General features: G+C 58.1%; 18 protein-coding genes. 3 read left to right on the forward strand and 15 right to left on the reverse strand.

Annotated elements, in window-relative coordinates:
- Positions 1–36: 36 nt before the first annotated feature.
- Positions 37–1,152, reverse strand: coding sequence for a branched-chain amino acid ABC transporter substrate-binding protein (locus PAT9B_RS12335; protein WP_013509601.1), 1,116 nt, complete (start codon positions 1,150–1,152; stop codon positions 37–39).
- 335 nt (positions 1,153–1,487) lie between these two features.
- Between PAT9B_RS12335 and PAT9B_RS12340 the strand changes: the two genes are divergently transcribed.
- Entirely contained in the window at positions 1,488–2,942 is a 1,455-nt protein-coding gene (locus tag PAT9B_RS12340) for an AMP nucleosidase (RefSeq protein ID WP_013509602.1), read from the forward strand.
- A 131-nt stretch (positions 2,943–3,073) separates the two neighbouring features.
- On the opposite strand, the gene PAT9B_RS12345 is transcribed toward PAT9B_RS12340, so the two are convergent.
- A complete protein-coding gene (locus PAT9B_RS12345; protein WP_223300482.1) occupies positions 3,074–4,372 on the reverse strand; it encodes an NCS2 family permease in 1,299 nt (432 codons plus the stop codon).
- Positions 4,373–4,799: 427 nt separating this feature from the next.
- Between PAT9B_RS12345 and PAT9B_RS12350 the strand changes: the two genes are divergently transcribed.
- Positions 4,800–5,546, forward strand: a complete 747-nt coding sequence (locus PAT9B_RS12350) for a response regulator (protein WP_013509604.1) — start codon at positions 4,800–4,802, stop codon at positions 5,544–5,546.
- On the opposite strand, the gene PAT9B_RS12355 is transcribed toward PAT9B_RS12350, so the two are convergent.
- From PAT9B_RS12355 to PAT9B_RS12380, 6 genes are all read right to left on the reverse strand, one after another.
- A complete protein-coding gene (locus PAT9B_RS12355) occupies positions 5,483–6,535 on the reverse strand; it encodes a carbohydrate kinase family protein (protein ID WP_013509605.1) in 1,053 nt (350 codons plus the stop codon). The genes PAT9B_RS12350 and PAT9B_RS12355 overlap by 64 nt on opposite strands.
- A gap of 1 nt (position 6,536) precedes the next feature.
- Complete coding sequence (locus PAT9B_RS12360; protein ID WP_013509606.1) at positions 6,537–7,397, reverse strand: ketose 1,6-bisphosphate aldolase; 861 nt, start codon at positions 7,395–7,397, stop codon at positions 6,537–6,539.
- A gap of 11 nt (positions 7,398–7,408) precedes the next feature.
- A complete protein-coding gene (locus PAT9B_RS12365; RefSeq protein WP_013509607.1) occupies positions 7,409–8,092 on the reverse strand; it encodes a D-lyxose/D-mannose family sugar isomerase in 684 nt (227 codons plus the stop codon).
- A gap of 58 nt (positions 8,093–8,150) precedes the next feature.
- Positions 8,151–9,089 (reverse strand): ABC transporter substrate-binding protein, encoded by a 939-nt coding sequence (locus PAT9B_RS12370; protein WP_013509608.1) that lies wholly within the window; start codon positions 9,087–9,089, stop codon positions 8,151–8,153.
- Between the two features lie 203 nt (positions 9,090–9,292).
- Complete coding sequence (locus PAT9B_RS12375; RefSeq protein WP_013509610.1) at positions 9,293–10,276, reverse strand: ribose ABC transporter permease; 984 nt, start codon at positions 10,274–10,276, stop codon at positions 9,293–9,295.
- Between the two features lie 10 nt (positions 10,277–10,286).
- Positions 10,287–11,792, reverse strand: coding sequence for a sugar ABC transporter ATP-binding protein (locus tag PAT9B_RS12380; RefSeq protein WP_013509611.1), 1,506 nt, complete (start codon positions 11,790–11,792; stop codon positions 10,287–10,289).
- A gap of 144 nt (positions 11,793–11,936) precedes the next feature.
- Between PAT9B_RS12380 and PAT9B_RS12385 the strand changes: the two genes are divergently transcribed.
- Positions 11,937–14,501: an ATP-binding protein gene (locus PAT9B_RS12385; RefSeq protein ID WP_013509612.1), complete on the forward strand. Its 2,565-nt coding sequence runs from the start codon at positions 11,937–11,939 to the stop codon at positions 14,499–14,501.
- Here the strand turns inward: PAT9B_RS12385 and phnE (PAT9B_RS12390) are convergent.
- From phnE (PAT9B_RS12390) to phnL, 7 genes are all read right to left on the reverse strand, one after another.
- Positions 14,455–15,339, reverse strand: a complete 885-nt coding sequence (gene phnE, locus PAT9B_RS12390) for a phosphonate ABC transporter, permease protein PhnE (RefSeq protein WP_013509613.1) — start codon at positions 15,337–15,339, stop codon at positions 14,455–14,457. The genes PAT9B_RS12385 and phnE (PAT9B_RS12390) overlap by 47 nt on opposite strands.
- Positions 15,336–16,199 (reverse strand): phosphonate ABC transporter, permease protein PhnE, encoded by an 864-nt coding sequence (phnE, locus tag PAT9B_RS12395; protein WP_013509614.1) that lies wholly within the window; start codon positions 16,197–16,199, stop codon positions 15,336–15,338. Before phnE (PAT9B_RS12395) ends, phnE (PAT9B_RS12390) begins: the two co-directional genes overlap by 4 nt.
- Positions 16,200–16,398: 199 nt before the next feature.
- Entirely contained in the window at positions 16,399–17,328 is a 930-nt protein-coding gene (phnD, locus tag PAT9B_RS12400; RefSeq protein ID WP_013509615.1) for a phosphonate ABC transporter substrate-binding protein, read from the reverse strand.
- 26 nt (positions 17,329–17,354) lie between these two features.
- Positions 17,355–18,173 carry a phosphonate ABC transporter ATP-binding protein gene (gene phnC, locus PAT9B_RS12405; RefSeq protein WP_013509616.1) on the reverse strand — a complete coding sequence of 273 codons (819 nt, stop codon included), beginning with the start codon at positions 18,171–18,173 and terminating at the stop codon, positions 17,355–17,357.
- 811 nt (positions 18,174–18,984) lie between these two features.
- Positions 18,985–19,509, reverse strand: coding sequence for a ribose 1,5-bisphosphokinase (phnN, locus tag PAT9B_RS12410; RefSeq protein WP_013509617.1), 525 nt, complete (start codon positions 19,507–19,509; stop codon positions 18,985–18,987).
- A complete protein-coding gene (phnM, locus tag PAT9B_RS12415) occupies positions 19,509–20,645 on the reverse strand; it encodes an alpha-D-ribose 1-methylphosphonate 5-triphosphate diphosphatase (protein WP_013509618.1) in 1,137 nt (378 codons plus the stop codon). Before phnM ends, phnN begins: the two co-directional genes overlap by 1 nt.
- Positions 20,642–21,346, reverse strand: coding sequence for a phosphonate C-P lyase system protein PhnL (gene phnL / locus PAT9B_RS12420; protein ID WP_013509619.1), 705 nt, complete (start codon positions 21,344–21,346; stop codon positions 20,642–20,644). Before phnL ends, phnM begins: the two co-directional genes overlap by 4 nt.
- Positions 21,347–21,356 lie beyond the last annotated feature (10 nt).

The following is a 21,356-nucleotide window of genomic DNA, read 5'->3' on the forward strand; positions in this document are numbered from 1 at the left end:
CAGATGGCCCCGCTGCACGCGGGGCCGCGTGTCAGCTTACAGCTGGTGATATTTGCCTTTATCGTCCCACTGGTAGACTACGTAATCCGAGACTTTCAGGTCGCCTTTGCCATCCCAGGCTTTTTTACCCATCACGGTATCGACGCTGTTCGCTTTCAGCCAGTCACTGGCTTTGGCGTTATCTTTACCTGCGGCTTTATACGCGGCAGCCAGTGCCTGAATCGAGGCATAGGCATACAGGGTGTAACCTTCCGGCTCGAAGCCACCGGCACGGAATTTAGCGATCACGGCTTTGCCGTCTGGGATCTGACGTGGGTCCTGACCAAAGGTCATGTAGACGCCTTTGGTGTATTGCGGGCCACCGGCAGCCGTCACCATATCTTCTGTCACGATGCAGTCACCAGAGAAGAAGGCGGCGGTCACGCCTTGCTCACGCATCTGACGTACCAACGGACCGGCTTCCGGATGACATCCACCAAAGTAGACCACATCCGGTTTCACCGAGGCGATCTTGGTGACCAGCGCGTTGAAGTCTTTCTCACCGCGCGACAGACCTTCATATAACACCTCATTCACGCCGCGTTTTTCCAGCGCCGCTTTAGTGGCATCGGCCAGCCCCTGACCGTAGGTGTCTTTATCGTGGATCACTGCGACACGTTTGGCTTTCAGCTTGTCGATAATGTAGTTAGCTGCAATCGCCCCTTGTTGGTCGTCACGACCACACATACGGAACATGGTTTTCATGCCGCGTTCGGTGATCTGGGGGTTGGTGGATCCGGGGGTGATCGCCAGCACCCCGGCGTCGTCATACACTTCGGAGGCAGGCATGGTAGAGGAGGAGCAGAAGTGGCCGACGACCGCCTGCACTTTGTCCTGGTCCACCAGACGGTTGGCGACCGCTACCGCCTGTTTCGGCTCGCAGGCATCATCGCCCTGCACCAGCACAATTTTCTCACCGTTAATGCCCCCGGCGGCGTTGATATCATCCGCCGCCTGAGTAGCACCTTTCCAATACTGTGCGCCGTAAGTGGCATTAGGGCCGGAAAAGGGTCCGGCTACACCAATTTTAATGTCTGCCTGGGCATAAAACGCCGCACTCAGGCAACCTGCAATCACGACCTTCAATGGTAGTTGTATGAATTTCAAAGACATGCTTTCAATCCTCAACGGGTCAGGAACGGAGCCATACCACGGCCTGGGAGAAATCAATTTCTGAAACTTAACCAATTGCGATGCATGGCCAGCACGGCCACGGTTAACGATTAAGCAAAAAACTCGCCAAAGGTAAGTATTGGTGACAAGTTTTTGCACCGGCAGCGCGTTAAAGCGGCGGGAACGCCTCTGCTGATCTTAACCATAGTCAGCGTTTGAAGACGCACCAGCACTCTGATGGTGCAGAATGCGGTCGATCACAGATTCTTCATGGTGCTGAGGGGTTTACCCGCTATGCTATAGCCAAATCGGTCCAAATTTCTGAGGGAGAACCTATGAATACACAACGGAACGGCATCAGCAGCCAGCAGGCACTGGATGAACTGGAACGTCTGTACGACAACGCGGTTGCGGCGTTACGTAGCGCGATTCGTGACTTTACCGAACAGGGGCGTCTGCCGGATGAAGCAGCACGCCAGCAGGGGTTGTTTGTCTACCCGGAGCTGCGCATTACCTGGGCGGGCGATGGCCCGCAGCAGAACCGCACCCGCGCCTGGGGCCGCTTCACCCATACCGGCAGCTACAGCACCACCATCACCCGCCCGGCATTGTTGCGTCACTATCTGAGTGAGCAATTGTCGATGATTGAGAAAGAGTACGAGGTGGTGATCGAGGTGGGTCCGTCGCAGCAGGAGATCCCCTACCCTTATGTGATCGACGGCTCCGACCTGTCGCTGGACCGTTCCATGAGCGCCAGCATCGCGCGCCATTTCCCCACCACCGAGTTATCACAAATTGGTGATGAAACCGCCGATGGTCTGTTCAACGCTGACGCACAGTTCCCGCTGTCGCACTTCGATGCGCTGCGCACTGATTTCTCGCTGGCGCGCCTGCGTCACTACACCGGCACCGCCGTTGAACACTTCCAGCCGTTCGTGCTGTTTACCAACTACACGCGTTATGTTGATGAGTTTGTGCGCTGGGCCATTGAGCAGGTGCAGGACCCCGGCACACCTTACGACAGTCTCGCCTGTGCTGGCGATGTGGTGATCACCAAAGCTACCCAGGACCCGGAAGCCATGATGTCGGACCTGGCATGGAAGAAACACCAGATGCCAGCCTGGCATCTGACATCGCCCAACCGTCGCGGCATCACGCTGGTGAATATTGGCGTCGGGCCATCGAATGCTAAAACCATCTGTGACCATCTGGCGGTGGTGCGTCCCCATGCCTGGCTGATGATTGGTCACTGCGGTGGCCTGCGCGAAAGCCAGACCATTGGCGACTATGTGCTGGCCCACGCCTATCTGCGCGATGATCATGTGCTGGATAGCGTACTGCCGCCGGATATTCCGATCCCCAGCATTGCCGAAGTGCAGCGCGCGCTGTACGACGCCACCAAAGCGGTGAGCGGTATGCCGGGTGAAGAGGTCAAACAACGCCTGCGTACCGGCACCGTGGTAACCACGGATGACCGTAACTGGGAGCTGCGCTACTCCGCCTCGGCGCTGCGCTTCAACCTGAGCCGCGCGGTGGCGGTGGATATGGAAAGCGCGACCATTGCGGCGCAGGGATATCGCTTCCGCGTGCCTTACGGCACCTTATTGTGCGTTTCTGACAAACCGCTGCATGGCGAGATCAAACTGCCAGGCCAGGCGAATCGTTTCTATGAAGGGGCGATTTCTGAGCATTTGCAGATTGGGATTTGTGCGGTGGAGTTGTTGCGGGCAGAGGGTGATAAGTTGCATTCGCGCAAATTACGCACGTTTAATGAACCGCCGTTTAGGTAGGAATCGGTGCGGTTTGTGACCCTCACCCCGGCCCTCTCCCATAAGGGAGAGGGAACTGTGCCCTATGCTCGATCGGTTCCCTCTCCCGCTTGCGGGAGAGGGTTAGGGTGAGGGACCAGGGCGAGGGTGAATTACGCGCTCAACCAACCCAGTTTAATCACAAACAGGATCGACATAATAATCAGCGCCGCATTCACCTCTTTAGTACGGCCACTCAACAGCTTCACCACCGTCCAGGTGATAAAACCAAACGCGATACCGTTAGCAATGGAGTAAGTCAGCGGCATGGTCAGCGCAGTGACGGTCACCGGTGCAGCAGTGGTGATGTCTTTCCAGTCAATCTCTGCCAGGCCAGAAGCCATCAACACCGCCACGAACAGCAGCGCAGGTGCAGTGGCGAATACTGGCACGCTACCTGCCAACGGCGAGAAGAACAGGCTCAGCACGAACAGGATTGCGACCACAATCGCAGTCAGACCGGTACGGCCACCGGCGCTGACGCCCGCTGCCGATTCAACATAACTGGTGGTGGTTGAAGTACCCAGCAGTGAACCAAACAGCGCAGCCGCACTGTCGGCGATCAGCGCACGGCCCATCTTCGGCACATTGCCCTGCTCATCCGCCAGACCTGCACGCTTGGTCACGCCCAGCAGCGTACCGGTGTTGTCGAACACGTCAACAAACAGGAAGGCGAAGATCACGCTCACCAGACCCACGTTAAAGGCACCGGAGATGTCCAGTTGCATAAAGGTCGGCGCGATGGACGGCGGTGCCGAGAACACACCACCAAACGGCGTCAGGCCAATACCCATCGACAGGAAAGTCACGATCAGAATACCGATCAGCACCGCACCGGTTACGCGACGCGCTTCCAGCACCACGATGATGACAAAGCCCAGCAGCGCCAGCAGCGGACCCGGTTTGGTCAGATCGCCCAGACCCACCAGGGTCGCCGGGTTATCCACCACAATACCCGCGCCCTCCAGCGCAATCAGCGCCAGGAACAGGCCGATACCGGCAGCAATCCCGGCGCGCAACGGCAGCGGAATACTGGCGATAATCCATTCACGGATTTTGAACACCGACAACGCAAAGAAGATACAGGCTGAAAGGAACACCGCACCCAGCGCGATTTGCCAGGTGTAGCCCATGTGCAGTACCACGGTGTAAGTAAAGAAGGCGTTGAGGCCCATACCCGGTGCCAGCGCAATCGGGTAGTTGGCAATCAGGCCCATCAGCACGCAGCCGATCGCCGCCGCCAGACAGGTCGCCACGAAAACCGCGCCCTTATCCATACCGGTCGCGCCCAGAATGCTCGGGTTAACAAACAGGATATAGGCCATAGCCAGGAAGGTGGTTATGCCCGCGATAACTTCGGTGCGGACCGTTGTGTTGTGCGCTTTTAGCTTGAATAGTTTTTCTAACATCATCATCTCTCGTGATGGGGAGACGTCACTGACGTGCGTTCTCTTGCCAATGGGGTGTGCATGCGCGTTATTGTTGCGGGAAAAGGCAGACGGCTGCATGCTCGGCCATCAATCCGCCTTGTTACTAAACTCCTTTCCCCCTGTCCTCATAGCAATTGCTATGCCATAACAGGACGCAATCGTTTACCTTCACGACTGTATCTTAGACTCAGACAATTCTGAACCAGAACGAGGCGCGATTATGGTGCATTGCACCATGTGCGCGCAATCGTTTTCCCACACGTCAACCGTGCTGTGAAAAAAGATTGCGGTAACGCACGCTTTCAAACTCTGTCAGGCGATGCGGCTCACGTTTCTGTTGCCTGATGTAGCAGGTAAAAGTGGTCGGTATACACTCTCGTTAACCCTTCCATAACAAAAGAGGCCCGTAATGAAGCCCGCAATTCTGGTAGTGGATGACGATCGTGCGGTGTGTGAACTGCTGCACGATGTATTGAGTGAACATGTTTTTACCGTATTCAGCTGCCATCAGGGAAAAGACGCACTGACGTTGCTGGATAAACACCCGGAAATCTCGCTGGTGATGCTGGATATGATGTTGCCGGACACCAATGGCTTACTGGTGCTACAGCAAATGCAGCGCCAGCGGCCTGAGCTACTGGTGATCATGCTGACGGGCATGGGATCGGAAGCGGATATGGTGGTCGGACTGGAAATGGGGGCCGACGACTATATCGCCAAACCGTTTAATCCCCGCGTGGTGGTCGCCAGAGCGCGCGCGGCATTGCGCCGTTGTGGTCGGCTGGCGCAACCTGTCAGCCTCCAGGATGAGGGCTGGCAGTTTAACGGCTGGCGTCTGGATGAAACACGCTGCCAGCTGTTTAATCCCCAGCGCGAGACGGTGATGTTAACCCAGGGCGAATATGCGTTGCTGCGCGCGTTGGTATGCCACGCACGCAAAGTGCTGACGCGCGACCAGTTGCTGGAGCTGACACATAGCGAAACCCTCGATGTGTTCGACCGTACCATTGATGTGCTGATCATGCGGCTGCGGCGCAAAATTGAGATGAACCCACATCAGCCGAGCCTGATCCGCACCATCCGTGGTCTCGGTTATGTTTTCTCTGCGGATGTGATGCGCCCGGCGTCTGCCGTGCATGCCACACAAATTGCCTGATCCATCCAGCGCTGCATCTCGGTCAATGGCCGGGTGCCGTCCAGCGCGTTGGCGGCGTGCAGATTAAAACAGGCACAGGTATGCGCCAGCTTCAGGGTTTCGCTCATTGACCAGCCCTGATGACTGGCGTACAACACCCCGGCACAAAAGGCGTCTCCGGCCCCCACGCTGCCGACAATCTCTTCCGGCAGCAGTTGCCACGCCGGTTGCCAGCGCCCTTCACCGTTGACGTCCTGGCCCCACGCCCCTTCCGGCGCATGGATCACCACCCGCCGCCGGACGCCCTGCTGCGCCAGCCACACCGCCGCCGCCGCAAAGGCGTCCGGTGCTGCAATCCCGGTTGCACTACGCAGGGTAACTCCGGTCAGGGATTGCGCCTCCAGCTCATTGATCACCAGATAGTCAAGCCAGCGCAACGCCGGTGCCACCAGCGATTGGTACTCCCCGGCGCGTGACACCAGATCCAGCGAGGTCAGATAACCCCGCTGTTGCATCTGCGCCAGCAGGTGAGCACCGCGTGTGCCCCAGTGCGCATCCGGCAGATCAAGGCAATCCAGCAGCAGCAGATAACCGAGATGGAAGATGCGATGGGAGGTATTGATGGCGGCAAAATGCGGCAGGTCGAGCTGCGCATTGGCCCCACGCGCATGGAAAAAAGTACGCTGACCGTCAGGTGTGGTCATCACCTGAGTCATGGCGGTACTGACACTCCGCGTGCGTTGCACAAAGCGGCGATCGACCTGATGCTGATCCAGCAGGTGCGCAATGTAGTCACCATCGCTGTCTTCGCCGATCATCCCCACCCCGGCCAACGGCAAGTCGATCTGCATGCGCGCCAGGGTGAACAACACGTTAAGTGCTGCTCCGCCGCTGCATTTCTCGCTGTGGTGAATCTCCGCCAGCCAGCCTTGTTCCGGCCAGTGGCTGATGCGTTGCACATGATCCACCAGCATGCTGCCCGCGGCTAAGATGCCCCTGCGCTCCGTCATCTCAGGCCCTCCCGGCGCTGCCGAACACCTGCATCTGTTGTGCCACCACGTTGCTGATATCACGTTCCACCGCCATCAGCAGTTCGGCAAAGGCATCATAACGCGCCTCACGTTGGGCAATCTGGCTCTCAATCGCGCCCAGCGCCGCCTGCGACATACCGGTATAGAAGTTGATTTTGTGGATGCCAAGGCTGATGGCATGACGGAAATCCGCGTCACTGATACCGGAACCCCCGTGCAGCACCAGTGGCACGCGAGCTGCATCACGGATCGCCGCCAGCCGGTCGAAATCGAGTTTCGGCTCGCCTTTGTACTTACCGTGTGCATTGCCGATCGCCACCGCCAGACAATCAATGCCGGTCGTGCGGACAAACTCGGCCGCCAGCTGTGGATCGGTAAATTTGTCGCTATCGGCTTCACCAAACAGCGCGCCTCCTTCGTCACCGCCCACCGCGCCCAGTTCCGCCTCCACTGATACGCCAAGCGCGTGACAAATTTTCACCACTTCCTGGGTCTGACGCACGTTCTCGTCATAGCTGAGGGTGGAACCATCAAACATAACGGAGGTGAAGCCCAGACGAATGGCCTGCATCACCGCCTCGAAGTGCAGGCCGTGGTCAAGGTTCAGCACCACCGGAATCGCGTGTAGCGCGGCTTCGGTACGAATAGCCGCAATCAGATGTTCGAGGCTGACATACTTAAAATGCACCTCGGCGATGTTGATAATAAACGGGGAACGCTGCTGTTCTGCCGCATGAAACAGCGCGCGCAGAAAGTGGGTATCGAGCACGTTAAACGCGCCAAGGGCATAACCATTTTGTTGCGCATGGGCCAGCCCCTGCGCCAGTGAAATCAGTGCCATAAGATGCTCCTTCAGGCCAGCCAGCGGGCATATTCGTTACACAGCAACCAACGCGGATCTTCATCCTCATCAATCGGGTTAAAACGGGCTAGCGGAGTGAGAAAGACGTTGTCGTGTTCGTCGTCGTTAGGCATGGAGACTTCGCCCACCAGCACATCGCCGTAGCCCTCTTCGCCCCAGAAGCTATGCCAGATACCCGGCACCAGGGTGACGCTTTCGCCGGGCGACAGGCGCAGTTGCGAACCGGCGGCATGCGTCTGACAGAGGCCATCCAGCGTGACCTTCACCGGCGTATTCGCCAACTGCTGGCCGTCACGGTTGTGCAGCGTGACAATCAGATTGCCCCCGCCCCGATTGATGATGTCTTCCATCTTTTGCGGGTGGTAATGCATCGGCGTCACCTGTCCCTCGCGGACATGCATGATTTTTTCCGCATAGGGTTTGCTCCACGGCTTGCCGCCGCGTGAACCGTTACGCAGGGTGAACAGGGTTAACCCGGTCTGAAAGAAATCCTCGGCACCAAAGCTGGTGACATCCCAGCCCAGATGCAGGGCCAGCAGTTCATCGGCGGCGGATCGATCCAGCGTGCGCCACTGGCTGAGACCGTAATCAGCCCAGCCTGGCAGGTGTACATCCTGGCGCATAAAGAATTCGCGGGTCAGTTGTAGAATGGCATTCACTTCCGAACGTTGCATCACTGCGTCTCCGGTCAGTGGGAAGTTGGGGCGGCCAAAAGCACGCCGCCCGGGTCGGTTATTTCACCGTCCAGCCTTTGTAGCTGCCGACGTTGTTACGATCGATCATCGTCACCGGGATCAGTACCGGTTTGTCCGGCGCAGCTTTGCCTTGCAGGATGTCATAGCCGATCTCCACCGCTTTCGCCGCCATTACCTGCGGGTCCTGCGCCGGAGTGGCGACAAACAGCGAACCTTTACGTTTCAGCGCCTCTTCACCGTCTGGACTACCATCGACGCCGACAATAAAGAATTCACTACGCTGCGCCTGTTTAGCCGCCAGATCCGCGCCAATGGCGGTAGGATCGTTAATCGCGAATACCGCATCAATTTTCGGGTTCGCTGACAGCAGGCCGGTCATCACCTCCAGCCCACCTTCACGGCTGCCTTTGGCGTTTTGGTTTGATGACAGAATCTTGATATCAGGATGGGTTTTGAACTCCGTCTCGCAGCCTTCAACACGGTTCTGCACGGCGGAAACCGGCGGCCCGTTGATGATCACCACGTTGCCTTTGTTTTTCAGGCGATCGGAGATGTATTTACAGGCCATGGCCCCGGCCTGGGTGTTATCAGAGGTAATCGTGGCATCGGCACCTTCAGCGGCCACGTCCACCGCCACCACCACGATACCGGCATCACGCGCACGTTTCACCGCCGGGGCAATGCCTTTGGAATCAGCGGCGTTAAGGATAATCATGTCTACTTTGGCAGCAATAAAGTTATCAATCTGCGCCACCTGCTGACCGAGATCGTAACCGCTGGACACCAGCGTCACCTTCACGTCGTCACCGGCCAGCTTACGCGCTTCCAGTGCAGCCCCTTTGGTGATCTGCACGAAGAACGGGTTGGCGAGATCGCCGACAGTCACACCAATGGCTTTTAACTCTTTGGCCTGGACCAGCGGCGCACTGAGAAGCGTGGCCGCCAGCAGTCCGGTAAGGATCGGATTAAAACGCATAGTCGATGTTCTCCTGCTTTTTGGTTTTGTATTGTTGCTGCCTTTGCCCTAACCCTAACCCTCTCCCGCAAGCGGGAGAGGGAACCGAACGAGCATATGGCATATATCTCCCTCTCTCTTATGGGAGAGGGAACCGAACGAGCATATGGCACATCTCCCTCTCCCTTATGGGAGAGGGTCGGGGTGAGGGTTACAGGCCGCATCTACCCTACGTGATGCCTTGTGCGGTACTTATCGATCAGCACGGCGATAATGATCACCCCGCCTTTAATCACCAATTGCCAGAAGTACGACACGCCCATCAGCGTCATGCCGTTATTCAGCGTGGCGATAATCAGCGCACCAATCAGCGTGCCGGTAATGGTGCCGATACCACCGACAAAACTGGTGCCACCGAGGATCACCGCGGCGATGGCATCCAGCTCATAACCGACACCGAGGTTGCCGTTGGCGCTGTAGAGACGTGAGGCGCTCATCAGGCCACCTAATCCAGACAGCAGGCCGCTTACTGCGTAGACAAACACCAGCACCGCCCCGACCTTGATGCCGGTCAGTCTGGCTGCCTGCATGTTGCCGCCCACCGCATAGATATGTACCCCCAGCGTGGTACGGCGCAGGATGAACCAGCACAACGCAATCACCGCAAAGGCGATCACGATCAGCCATGGGATCGGCCCGATATAGCCGTTGCCAATCCACTCAAAGTTGATGTCAGAGTTGATCACCGTGGTGCCATCCGCCAGCAGGTATGCCGCGCCGCGCAGGGCGGTATAGGTGCCGAGGGTGACGATAAACGGCGGCAGTCCCGCCCAGGCCACCAACAGGCCGTTAAACAGCCCCATCATCAACCCCGCGCCCAGCGCCGCCGGAATGGTCAGGCTGGCAAAAGCCGGGTCGAGCGAGACCACCATCGCCACCACCGCGGTGGTGCCGAGCATCGACCCTACCGATAAATCAATGCCTCCGGTCAGAATGACAAAGGTCATCCCCGCCGCCAGCACGATGTTGATCGACGCCTGCCGGGTAATGTTCAGCAGGTTGGCCTCGGTAAAAAAATTAGGTGCGACAAAACCAAACACCGCGACAATCAGAATCAAAATCGGCAGGATGCCAACGGTCTGCAACAGATCCGCCATCAGTGCACGTTTCAACGTTGGGTTTTTCATCCGGGTGGTTTCACTGGTCATCCTCGTCTCCTCACACATGGGCCGGCTGAGCGCCGGTGGCCAGCGTCATAATGTTTTCCTGGCTGATCTCGTTACCGCTTAATTCACCGGCAATGGTGCCTTCTCGCATCACATAAACCCGGTCGCTCATCCCCACCACTTCCGGCAGCTCACTGGAGATCATCAGAATCGCCACGCCCTGCTGCGCCAGTTGGCTCATCATGCGATAGATCTCACTCTTGGCACCGACGTCGACACCACGCGTCGGTTCATCGAGGATCAGGATGCGCGGCGCAATGGCCACCCAACGTGACACCAGCAACTTCTGCTGGTTGCCGCCGGAGAGACCACCGGCGCGCACCTGCGCATGGGGAACCCGGATGTTGAGGGTCTGGATCGCCTCGCTGGCAATCTTCTGCCCCTTGCGGCGATTGAGCAGGCCGTAACTGGCATCACGCTCCAGCGTCGCCATAACGATGTTTTCCTGCGCCGCCAGCTCCAGAAACAACCCCTGTTCTTTGCGATTTTCAGTAAGAAAACCAATGCCGTGGGCAATCGCTTCACGCGGCGAATGAATTTTCACCTCTTCGCCATCGATCCAAATCTCCCCGCCACTCGGTTTGTGTACGCCAAAAATCAGCTGGGCCAACTCGCTGCGCCCGGCCCCTACCAGTCCGGCGAGGCCGACAATTTCACCGGCTCGTACCGCCAGACTACTGGGGTAGACTTTTTTGCCATCGCTGAGATGATTGACCGCGAGACGAATGGCACCGAAGGGAATGGTGCGATCTTTGTTAAACAGGTCGCTGAGAGGACGCCCGACCATCATGCGCACCAGTTCACTGGCGTTCAGTTGGTCACGCGTCAGGCTGCCAACGTACTGACCATCGCGCAGTACGCTGACACGATCGGAGAGTTCATACACCTCCGCCATGCGGTGGCTGATATAGATAATCGCCATGCCTTCGCTGCGCAGACGCTTAATCAGTGCAAACAACTGTTCGGTTTCACGATTGGAGAGCGCGGCAGTCGGTTCATCCATCACCAGGATACGGCTGTTGCGATGCAGCGCCCGGGCGATCTCCACTTGCTGCTGCTCAGCAATGCTCAGGCGGCTCACCAGGTCAGTCGCGTTAAACTGTGCGCCGAGGCGATCAATCACCTGCTGCGCCTCTTCGGCCATTTGGCGACGTTTGACCAGGCCCGCGCGGGTGATTTCGCTGCCGAGGAAGATGTTCTCCGCCACCGTCAGATTCGGTGCCAGGTTGATCTCCTGATAAATCAGGGTGATGCCTGCCGCCAGGGCTTCTTTTGGCCCTTTAATCGCGTAAGGTTGCCCATCAATCAGAATCTCCCCGCTGCTGGCGGTGTAAGCCCCGGCGAGGATCTTCATCAGGGTGCTTTTCCCTGCGCCATTTTCGCCCATCAGCGCATGCACTTCGCCTGGCCAGACCGTCAGATCCACCCCTTTCAACGCATAAAAGCTGCCAAAGCGGCGGGTGATTGCCCGCATTTCCAGAATCGGTGTGGCCGTCATCGTTGCGCTCCTGCTGGCAAAGGGTGCAGCGAGTTAATCAGCGACAGATAAATGGAAAATGTCAGTCGCCATTTATATTTGTCATATTTCGCCGCAGGCCCACTTCTATACTCGCGCTGAGTGGAGCGGGTTGGAGGGCGCAACATGAGTCGGAGTCTGGGCGCACGGGGTCGCCTGCTGTTGTTTAACCTGCTGGTGGTGTGCGTCACGCTGGCGGTAGGCCTGGTGGCAATTAGCGGATTTCGCCACGCCGGTCACATTCAGGAACAGGCGCAGGCGCAAACGCTGGCGGATATGAACGGCAGCCTGGCACTGGCCCGTGATACCGCCAATGTGGCGACAGCGGCGGTGCGCCTGTCACAAGTGGTTGGCGCACTCGAATACCAAAGCGAATCGGCGCAGCTACAACAAACCCAACAGGCGTTGCAGCAGTCGCTGAATTTATTGGCCAGCGCACCGCTGGCCGGACAGCAACCGGCGCTGTTGCAACGGATTCGTGAACGCAGTCAGATGCTGGAACAGAGCATCAATCAGCTGTTGTTAAAAGGTCACGAGCGCCATCTGCAACGCAATGTGATGCTCAGTGGGCTGTGGCAATCGCAGTTGCTGCTCAACCATATTCATAGTCTGGTGACGACCCAGCCCTTGTCGCTCGATCTGCGCCAGCAAACCGCGCGTCTGTTGACGGTCGCGATCCAATCCACCGCGCCCCAGGCGGCGGTGCGCCAACTGAATTCACTCAACGCGGCCTGGTCTGCCGTGCCATTGCAGGGTGTACTGGCCGACAAAGTGCAGCAACTGGTGAGTACCCAACAAAGTTTACTGCCGGTCGCCAGCCAACTTGAACAGAGTGATATCGCCATTGCCTACGCCACCTATCGCATTAAAGCGCTGGTGGCGATGCTGAATGATGACATCACCCACTATGTGCAACAGGTGGCGCAACAGAATGAAGCGCGTAGCCAGGCGACGCATCAGGAGCTGGATTCCATCATCGGTTTTATCGTGCTGTTTATGTTGCTGGCTCTGCTGATCACCGGTTATGCCGGTTATTACATTTATCGCAACCTGGGCTCCAGTCTCACTGCTATCGCCCACGCCATGACACGCCTGGCACAAGGGGAGAAAAGCGTCAACGTCCCCGGACTGACACGACGCGATGAGCTGGGGGATCTGGCGCGCGCCTTCAATGTCTTCGCCCGCAATACCGCCTCGCTGGCACACACGTCGCGACTGTTAAAAGAGAAAAGCAACCAACTGGAATCGACCTTTCTGGCGATGCGCGATGGTTTTGCCCTGTTCGACAACGGCGGCGAACTGGTGGTCTGGAATGCGCAATATGCGCAGCTGTTAGGGATTGCCCCCCGTGAACTGCATCGCGGCCTGCATTACCAGCAATTGCTAAAGCGGCTGGAAATTGAACTGCATGGGCTGGGAGAAGCGCAGGAGGTGCGGCTGGCGGATGGCCGCACTCTGGAACTGCGCTTCAGTCCAGTGCCACGGCGCGGCATGGTCAACACCGTGCTGGAACGCACCACCCGCAAAGCGCTGGAGGAAGCGCTGCTGCATAGCCAGAAGATGAAAGCAGTCGGTCAGCTCACCGGTGGACTGGCACATGATTTCAATAATCTGCTGGCGGTGATTATCGGCAGCCTGGCCCTGACCGTCGATCAACTGCCGCCCGGCACCCTTGCCAGCCGGATTGAACGCGCCCGCCAGGCAGCTGACCGCGCGGCGCAACTGACACAGCGGCTGTTGGCCTTTTCACGTAAACAGGCGCTCTACCCGCGTGCCGTGTCCGTGGTGGAGTTGGTGGATAACCTGCAAGGGTTGTTGCAGCACTCACTGCTGCCCGGCCAGCATTTGGTGATCGAGGCACCGCGCCCCGGCTGGCCCGCATGGATCGACGCCGGACAGTTGGAAAACGCGTTGATGAATCTGGTGGTCAACGCCCGAGATGCCATGGAGAAGCAGAGCGGCGCAATCCGCCTGCGCATCTGGCATCAGCACCGTGATGAAGGCGATCGCGTCAGCATTGAAGTGATCGATCACGGTTGCGGCATGTCCGCCGAGGTGCGTAGCCAGGTGTTTGAACCCTTCTTCACCACCAAAGCGTTGGGCAGTGGCAGCGGGCTGGGCTTGTCAATGGTGTATGGCTTTGTGCGGCAATCCGGCGGGCAGATCGAACTGGAGACCGCGCCCGGCCAGGGCACCACGGTACGCCTATTGTTACCCCGCGCGCCGGAAGTGACGCCATCTGCCCCTGCCCCCCTCCCCGCCATCCTGAGCGACAGCGCCGATCGGCTGGTATTGGTGCTCGACGATGAACCGGCAGTACGCCAGACACTGTGCGAACATCTGCATCAGTTGGGTTATTTAACACTGGAGTGTAGCGAGGGTGAAAGCGCGCTGGCGCTGCTGCGCCAGACGCCTGACATAGAGTTGCTGATCAGCGATCTGATGCTACCGGGTAGCCTGAATGGTGCCGATGTGATTCGTCAGGCCCAGCAGCAGTATCCCCACCTCGCCACGTTGCTGATTAGCGGGCAGGATCTGCGCCAGACACCGGTGATGTTGCCGTTGTGCGAGCGGCTGGCGAAGCCCTGGCAGCAAACACAGCTGGTGCAGGCGCTGGAACGCGCCTGGCAACGCAGTGAACGGCTTAATCGCGCGCGGCGGGCTGCCACAACGGCACCGCTTTCCCACTGATATAGCGTTTACGCAGACGGCTGGAGATAACATCCATGATCATCACGATGGCGGCGAGGATAATCGTAATAAACATCACCACGTCCCAGTTCCACAGGCGCATGTTCTCGGCATACACCAGGCCAACGCCACCCGCGCCGACAAAACCCAGCACCGCCGCCGAACGGGTGTTGGATTCAATCTGATACAGACTGAGCGCGAGAAAGGTAGGGAACGATTGGGTAAAAATGCCGAAGCGATGCTTCTGCAAACTGTTGGCCCCGACTGCACTGAGACCGCGGCTGGGCGAGCGTTCTACCGCTTCATGACCTTCCGCATAGAGTTTGCCGAGCAGACCGATATCCTGCATCACAATCGCCAGTACCCCGGCCAGCGGCCCCATTCCTACGGCACGCACAAAGATCAGGCCCCAAATCGCCATATCGATGCCACGCAATATATCCAGCAGACGGCGTACCAGCAGCGAAATCGGTCGGGTGATAGGATCGTGCATCACATTACGCGCCGCCAGGAAGGAGATCGGTAATGCCAGCAATGTGGCGGTGAGGGTTCCGGCAAAGACAATTGCCAGCGTGATGCCAATCTGTGACAGGTAGTAACCAAACGGCCAGTTGGCGAAATCCTGCCAGACAAACATGCGCAGGAAATAACGTCCCAGCTGCTGGCAGCCAATCAGCAGGCGACTCCATTCGATACCAAAGAAGGCAAAGAAAAACACGTAATAAAGCACTACCGCCAGCGCGATGAGCGCGATGCGGCGCAGGTAGCGATTTTGCGCCGCAAACAATGCCGGGTGTTGCTGCTTCAGCTTAGCGATATCCGGGGCCAGGGCAATCATGCACGTTCTCCTTCCACCACGCGGCGGCGTAACCAGCCGGAGAGCGTATCCAGCAGCGACACCACCACAATGATCAGCAACAGCGTGATGCTGACCTGATCGTAACGATCCAGTTTGATATTGGTCATCAGCTCTTGGCCGATGCCCCCCGCGCCGACCAGACCAAGAATGGTCGAGGAGCGGAAGTTGATCTCCAGACGCATAAAGCTGTAGGAGAGAAAGGTCGGTTTGACCTGCGGCCAGAAGGCAAAACGCATCCGCTGCAATTTGTTGGCACCGCAGGCAGCGAGGCCGCGTACCGGTTTGTCTGAGGCGCTTTCAATCGCTTCGTAAAACAATTTGGTCAGGCTGCCGATCGTGTGCAACGCCAGCGCGAGAAAGCCGGGTATTGCGCCGATGCCAAACGCCATGACAAACATCACCGCCCACGCCAGTTCCGGCATGGTGCGCAGAAAGGCGACAAAGGCACGGATAGCAACGCGTGCACTCTTCGGCGTCTGCGTATTATCGGCGGCGAAAAACGCCAGCACCGCAGCGATACCCACCCCCAACAGCGTAGAGGAAACCGCCAGTTGCAGCGTTTCCCAGATCAGCGGTAGCTGGATATGCAGGCGGTAGCCCCAGTAAGCGAGAGAACCTTCAGTTTTGACATCGGCAAACAGCAGCGGCAAATGCAGCACTGGCATGGTTTCGCCGATGTAGTCAAAGAAATGCGGCAGCGACTGCCAGACCGTCACCAGGTTGAATTCTGCGATATTGCCCGCAGCGAGATACAGCGCCACCAGCAGCAGCGACCACAGCAGCGTGTCACGCTTTTGCTGGCGTCGGATGCGTTGGTAGTAGTGTTCGAAGTCGGTCAAAGGGGAAGGTCCTGTGGTTGTGTGGGGTGTGAGGTGCGGTCTGTGACCCTCACCCTAACCCTCTCCCGCAAGCGGGAGAGGGAACAGATCGAGTATATGGCACATCTCCCTTATGGGAGAGGGAACAGATCGAGCATATTGCACATCTCCCTCTCCCTTATGGGAGAGGGCCGGGGTGAGGGTCACAAACCGCAGAGGTCTACCCGCGACTACCCTTCATCAAATCACGTTTCATATCGATGATGTTCTGATAATCCGCTACAGTTGCTGCACCAATATGCTGCTCACCGCCCACTGCTTTAACAAAGCAGCTATGATCTTCTTTATCCAGTTTCTTGATGGTATCCACCACTTTCTGTTTAAAGTCAGCGGGCAGATTGTTGCTCACCAGGATCGGGCCATTCGGGATCAGCGGCGACTGCCAGATGATGCGAATCTGCTTCATCAGATCCGGGTGGTCCATACGAATCAGACGGCCAAAGGCACCCGAGGTGTAACCGCTGTTGTAATCACCCACCAGTGAGGTCCAGGTCACTGCGCCATCAAACTGGCCATTCAGCACGCCGAGAATGTCCTGCTCGTGACCACCAGAAAACGTCACGTTAGAGAAGGTGCCCTGGTATTTGTCATCGACCGTACCGCCGAACTCTTTCTTAAACGCCTGGTTTGGCATCAGGAAGCCCGAGGTGGAGTCCGGGTCAGCCATACCAAACGATTTGCCTTTCAGATCTTCCAGTTTTTTGTACGGGCTGTCGGCCTTCACAATGACCACTGAGTGGTAACCTTTCGAACCGTCTTTGTCATCCACCACAATACCGACGATATCCACGGCTTTCGGATTTTGCAGGTAGACCGAGGCATATGAAGCGGGTGACATGCTCAATACCAGGTCAATCTTGTTACCCAGCAGTCCCTGAATCACGCCTGAATAGTCAGACGAGTTACGCAGTTGCGTGTCGACATTCAGTTCTTTGTCGAAGAAGGTTTTCACGCACTGGTTGTCGCCAATCTGCTGGGTGGCGTTCTGACCGCCCAGAATCCCGAGGTTAAGCTGTTTTGGTGCATCCGCTGCGTTAACGCCAAAAGCCATCAGAGCGCCAGTCAGTAAAGCTAAAGAAGTCAGTTTCATTGGTGGTTATTCTCTTGCCGTGGGAGTTAGTGGAGCTGGTTAATTTCGTCGCCGTACAGCTCGTGCAGCAGGCCGTCGGTCAACTGCGAAGGATGTCCGTCAAACAGCACTTTGCCGCGCTGGATACCGATCACGCGGGTGCAGTAATTTTTCACCAGTTCAATCGAGTGCAGGTTCACCATTACGCTGATGCCCTGTTCGCTGACCTGGCGCAGCACGTCCATGATGCGTTTGGTGTTTTTCGGATCAAGTGAAGCCACCGGCTCATCGGCCAGCAGGATTTTCGGGTTCTGCATCAACGCACGGCAGATCGCCACACGCTGCATCTGGCCACCAGACAGGTTCTCAGCACGTTGCAGTGCCTGCGGCAGCATGTTCATCCACTGCAACAGTTCGATAGCCTGAGCACGGTCGGTTTCGGAAAACACTTTGAAGAAGGATTTCAGCGTTGAGGTCTGGCTGAGGCGGCCAAGCAATACGTTGGTCAACACATCGAGACGCGGTACCAGGCAAAAGTCCTGGAAGATCATGCCGCATTCGCTGCGCCATTCACGCATCTGGCGGCTGTTGAGTTTCACCACATCGCGCTGCTCGGCGCTAATAATCGCCCCTTCGGACGCACTGATGGTGCCGTTCAGCATATGTAACAATGTCGATTTGCCTGCGCCAGAGCGACCAATCACCGCTACCAGTTCCCCCGCATGCAGATCGAAACTGACATTATCCAGCACGCGATTTTCGCCGTATGCCTTGCACAGTCCCTGCACCGACAGCACCTTATGGCCCTGCTGAATGTGCGGAACATAAGGATTGTCGATCACGGTCTTCAGTAATGCCTGTGCCATATTCCGCTCCGTTTCATCTGAGGTGTGAATTGCCCGCTTATTACGGCCAAAGGCGATGAAGACTTGATGACAGCTAAATGATCAAACGGTGACAGCGGTTTGGCGGCGAGGATGTTTCGGCAGCGGGTTGCACCGAGAAGGTTCCGCTCGCTGGTGCGGACTGACATCGAGAAGGTTCCGCCCGCCAGGCATTGGGGAGTTTCAGTTGTAACGTGCAGGCGGACGGGCAAAGGTCCGAGGGCGCGGACCTTTGCAATCCGCGCCTTGCGGCGTCCTCGCGCAGCGCTTCGCGCTGTTCCCTCGCTTATCACTCAGGCCGCACGGACCGCGCGGATTCGCCATCCATGGCTCATTCCGCTCTCTCGCCGCATCCATGCGGCTCGTCCTGGCCTTCCCTCTGCGCTCGGCGCTGCGGATGCCGCCCACCCCACCGTCTGAAAGACCGCAGAAAAAAAAGCAAAAAGCGAAAAGAAACAAACAAAAAGATAACGGCAGCTACAGCGGCAGGTGGGGCGCCATCCGGACTCGCTGAGCGAATGAAGGCTGCCAGGATGAGCCGCATGGATGCGGCGAAAAGCGGCGTTGAGCAGGAGCGAATCGCCGCCGGTCCGTCGGCAGTTGTAGCGGCGCGATTTATCGCGCAAAAAACACCGCGAAGCGGCGAGGGAGGCTGGCGCGAGGCCCGGGATTGCAAAGGGTCCGGCCTGGCACCCTTTGCTCGGTCGCCGCACCGGCGAACTGAAACTACATCAGCTTATGGCGAACGAAACCCGCACGATAGTACAAAAACTACGCGCGATAAATCGCGCCGCTACAGCCACTCACGCAGCTGGGCGAGCGTCTCCACCAACGCCCCATCGTTATTCAACGGGAAGCTGTGCGCAGGCAAGGGTTCGGCGGCGCGCGCCAGACGTCGGGCAATCTCCGCCTCGCTTTCCCGCCCCCGCTGACGCAAACGCGTCGCCAGTATTTCCGGCGACACCTGCAACACCAGCGGCAGCAACTGGCTGCCGTAGCGCTGCTGCGCCACCGGCAGATGCAAACGCGAACCGTTCACCAACACATTCAGCCCGCGATCCAGCCACTGATCGATCTCCGTCCCGAGGCCATACGACAGCCCGTGCGCCTGCCAGCTCAACGCGAACAACCCGAGCGCGTCACGCCGCCGGAATTCGGCCTCGCTCAGCGCCACATGGTTTTCACCGCCCGCATCCGCCGGGCGGGTAATATAGCGATGGGCGATCACCAGCCGATCTGGCGGCGCTTCGCGCAGTGCGTTGAGCAGGCTGTCTTTACCCGAGCCGGATGGCCCGGTCAGCCAGATCAGGCGCGCCATCAGAACACCAACCTGCCCTGTGACCAGACATGCCGGATATGCGGATGGCCGTGATCGGTATGCGCCAGCACCAGATCGGCACGCAGTCCTTCAGCGATAATGCCGCGATCGCGTAAACCAATCGCATGTGCCGGATTACGTGTCACCAACGCCATCGCCTGCGGCAGATCCAGCGTGTTGCGTTCATCTGCCACTAAACGGAACACCGCGTCCAGCAGGCTGGCCGGATAGTAATCGGAGGAAAGAATATCCAGCAAACCGGCGCTCGCCAGCTCCCAGGCTGCAACGTTGCCGGAGTGCGAACCGCCACGCACAATATTGGGCGCGCCCATCAGGACCTGCATCCCGCAGGCACGCGAGGCTGCCGCCGCTTCCAGCGTGGTGGGGAACTCGGCGATAGCGCTGCCGACCTCATGTGACTCGGCAACATGCGCGGCAGTCGCATCGTCATGGCTGGCAATCGGGATACCTCGCGCCCGGCACATGGCAGCAATCGCGTTACGGTTCGGTTGGGACCATTCGGCTGCCAGCGCCAGTTGCTCACGCTCAAACTCATCCATCTGCTGATCATTCAGCTGATACTTGCCCTGATAGTAATCACGGTACTTCTCCAGCGACGCGTACTGACGCTGCCCTGGCGAGTGATCCATCAGTGACACCAGCGACAATTCTGGCGTGGTGACCAACGCTTCAAACAACGACAGCGTGGTGTGGTAAGGCAGTTCACAGCGCAGATGCAGCTGGTGATCAACGCGGTTCAGCCCTTTGCGGTTGCTGTCGCGGATGGCATCGATCATTTTGTTGAGGTTATCGAGGCGATGCCCGCCGTCACGCACGTCGCCGACGCCAATCGCATCCAGCACCGTGGTGATGCCGCTGGCGACCATCAGCGCGTCATGGCTGCTCATCGCTGAATGGGCTGGCCAGTCCACTTTCGGACGCGGCGTAAAGAATTTATCGAGGTTGTCGGTGTGCAGTTCCACCAGCCCCGGCAACAAATATGCCTGCTCGCCATCCAACGCGCCGGGCTGCTGGCTGTTGCTGTCGCTAAAGCTGGCGATACGCCCATCTCGAATTTCGAGCGATCCCGACACCAGTTCATCTTCCAGTACCAGTCGGACATTATTCACGATCATGCTTCTACTCCTGTTTGTACCGGCTGCATGACGTGCAAGCGATCGGCCACCCGGCTGCGCACCGCTTCGTCATGAAAAATACCCACGATGGCCGCGCCACGCGCCCGTGCCTGTTCAATCAGTTCCACCACGGCAGCACTGTTGGCGCTGTCCAGCGAGGCGGTCGGTTCATCCAGCAGCAGCACCGGATAGTCGGCGATAAAGCCACGCGCGATATTGACGCGTTGTTGCTCCCCGCCAGAAAACGTGGAGGGTGCCAGCGACCACAACCGTTGCGGCACATGCAGACGTGTCAGCAACTCTTTGGCGCGCTTTTCGCAGAAGGCGCGTTCCACGCCGCGCTCCAGCAGTGGCTGCATCACGATTTCCAGCGTCGGTACCCGCGGGATGACGCGCAAAAACTGGCTGACCCAGCCGACGGTATCGCGGCGAATGGCAAGGATCTGGCGTGCCGGAGCCTGAGCCATATCGATCCACGCCCCCTCGTGTTGCAGCCAGATATGGCCGCTGTTGGCCTGATAGTTGCCGTACAGCGCCCGTAACAGCGTTGATTTTCCGCTACCGGAGCGGCCATGCAGCACCACACACTCCCCGGCGTTAACCTCAAGGTTGGCATCATGCAACACCGGCAGCGCCACGCCGCTCTGGTTATGCAGCACAAAGGTCTTACACAGCTTCTCCACGCGCAGTTGCGTATTCATGGTTAACTCC

The organism is Pantoea sp. At-9b (genome assembly GCF_000175935.2).
GTDB lineage: Bacteria > Pseudomonadota > Gammaproteobacteria > Enterobacterales > Enterobacteriaceae > Pantoea.

What these genes read in the sequence shown, in the direction of transcription:
- PAT9B_RS12335 (WP_013509601.1), bottom strand. Translation starts at nt 1,152, where the DNA reads ATGTCTTTGAAATTCATACAACTACCATTGAAGGTCGTGATTGCAGGT.
- PAT9B_RS12340 (WP_013509602.1), top strand. Translation starts at nt 1,488, where the DNA reads ATGAATACACAACGGAACGGCATCAGCAGCCAGCAGGCACTGGATGAA.
- PAT9B_RS12345 (WP_223300482.1), bottom strand. Translation starts at nt 4,372, where the DNA reads ATGATGTTAGAAAAACTATTCAAGCTAAAAGCGCACAACACAACGGTC.
- PAT9B_RS12350 (WP_013509604.1), top strand. Translation starts at nt 4,800, where the DNA reads ATGAAGCCCGCAATTCTGGTAGTGGATGACGATCGTGCGGTGTGTGAA.
- PAT9B_RS12355 (WP_013509605.1), bottom strand. Translation starts at nt 6,535, where the DNA reads ATGACGGAGCGCAGGGGCATCTTAGCCGCGGGCAGCATGCTGGTGGAT.
- PAT9B_RS12360 (WP_013509606.1), bottom strand. Translation starts at nt 7,397, where the DNA reads ATGGCACTGATTTCACTGGCGCAGGGGCTGGCCCATGCGCAACAAAAT.
- PAT9B_RS12365 (WP_013509607.1), bottom strand. Translation starts at nt 8,092, where the DNA reads ATGCAACGTTCGGAAGTGAATGCCATTCTACAACTGACCCGCGAATTC.
- PAT9B_RS12370 (WP_013509608.1), bottom strand. Translation starts at nt 9,089, where the DNA reads ATGCGTTTTAATCCGATCCTTACCGGACTGCTGGCGGCCACGCTTCTC.
- PAT9B_RS12375 (WP_013509610.1), bottom strand. Translation starts at nt 10,276, where the DNA reads ATGACCAGTGAAACCACCCGGATGAAAAACCCAACGTTGAAACGTGCA.
- PAT9B_RS12380 (WP_013509611.1), bottom strand. Translation starts at nt 11,792, where the DNA reads ATGACGGCCACACCGATTCTGGAAATGCGGGCAATCACCCGCCGCTTT.
- PAT9B_RS12385 (WP_013509612.1), top strand. Translation starts at nt 11,937, where the DNA reads ATGAGTCGGAGTCTGGGCGCACGGGGTCGCCTGCTGTTGTTTAACCTG.
- phnE (WP_013509613.1), bottom strand. Translation starts at nt 15,339, where the DNA reads ATGATTGCCCTGGCCCCGGATATCGCTAAGCTGAAGCAGCAACACCCG.
- phnD (WP_013509615.1), bottom strand. Translation starts at nt 17,328, where the DNA reads ATGAAACTGACTTCTTTAGCTTTACTGACTGGCGCTCTGATGGCTTTT.
- phnC (WP_013509616.1), bottom strand. Translation starts at nt 18,173, where the DNA reads ATGGCACAGGCATTACTGAAGACCGTGATCGACAATCCTTATGTTCCG.
- phnN (WP_013509617.1), bottom strand. Translation starts at nt 19,509, where the DNA reads ATGGCGCGCCTGATCTGGCTGACCGGGCCATCCGGCTCGGGTAAAGAC.
- phnM (WP_013509618.1), bottom strand. Translation starts at nt 20,645, where the DNA reads ATGATCGTGAATAATGTCCGACTGGTACTGGAAGATGAACTGGTGTCG.
- phnL (WP_013509619.1), bottom strand. Translation starts at nt 21,346, where the DNA reads ATGAATACGCAACTGCGCGTGGAGAAGCTGTGTAAGACCTTTGTGCTG.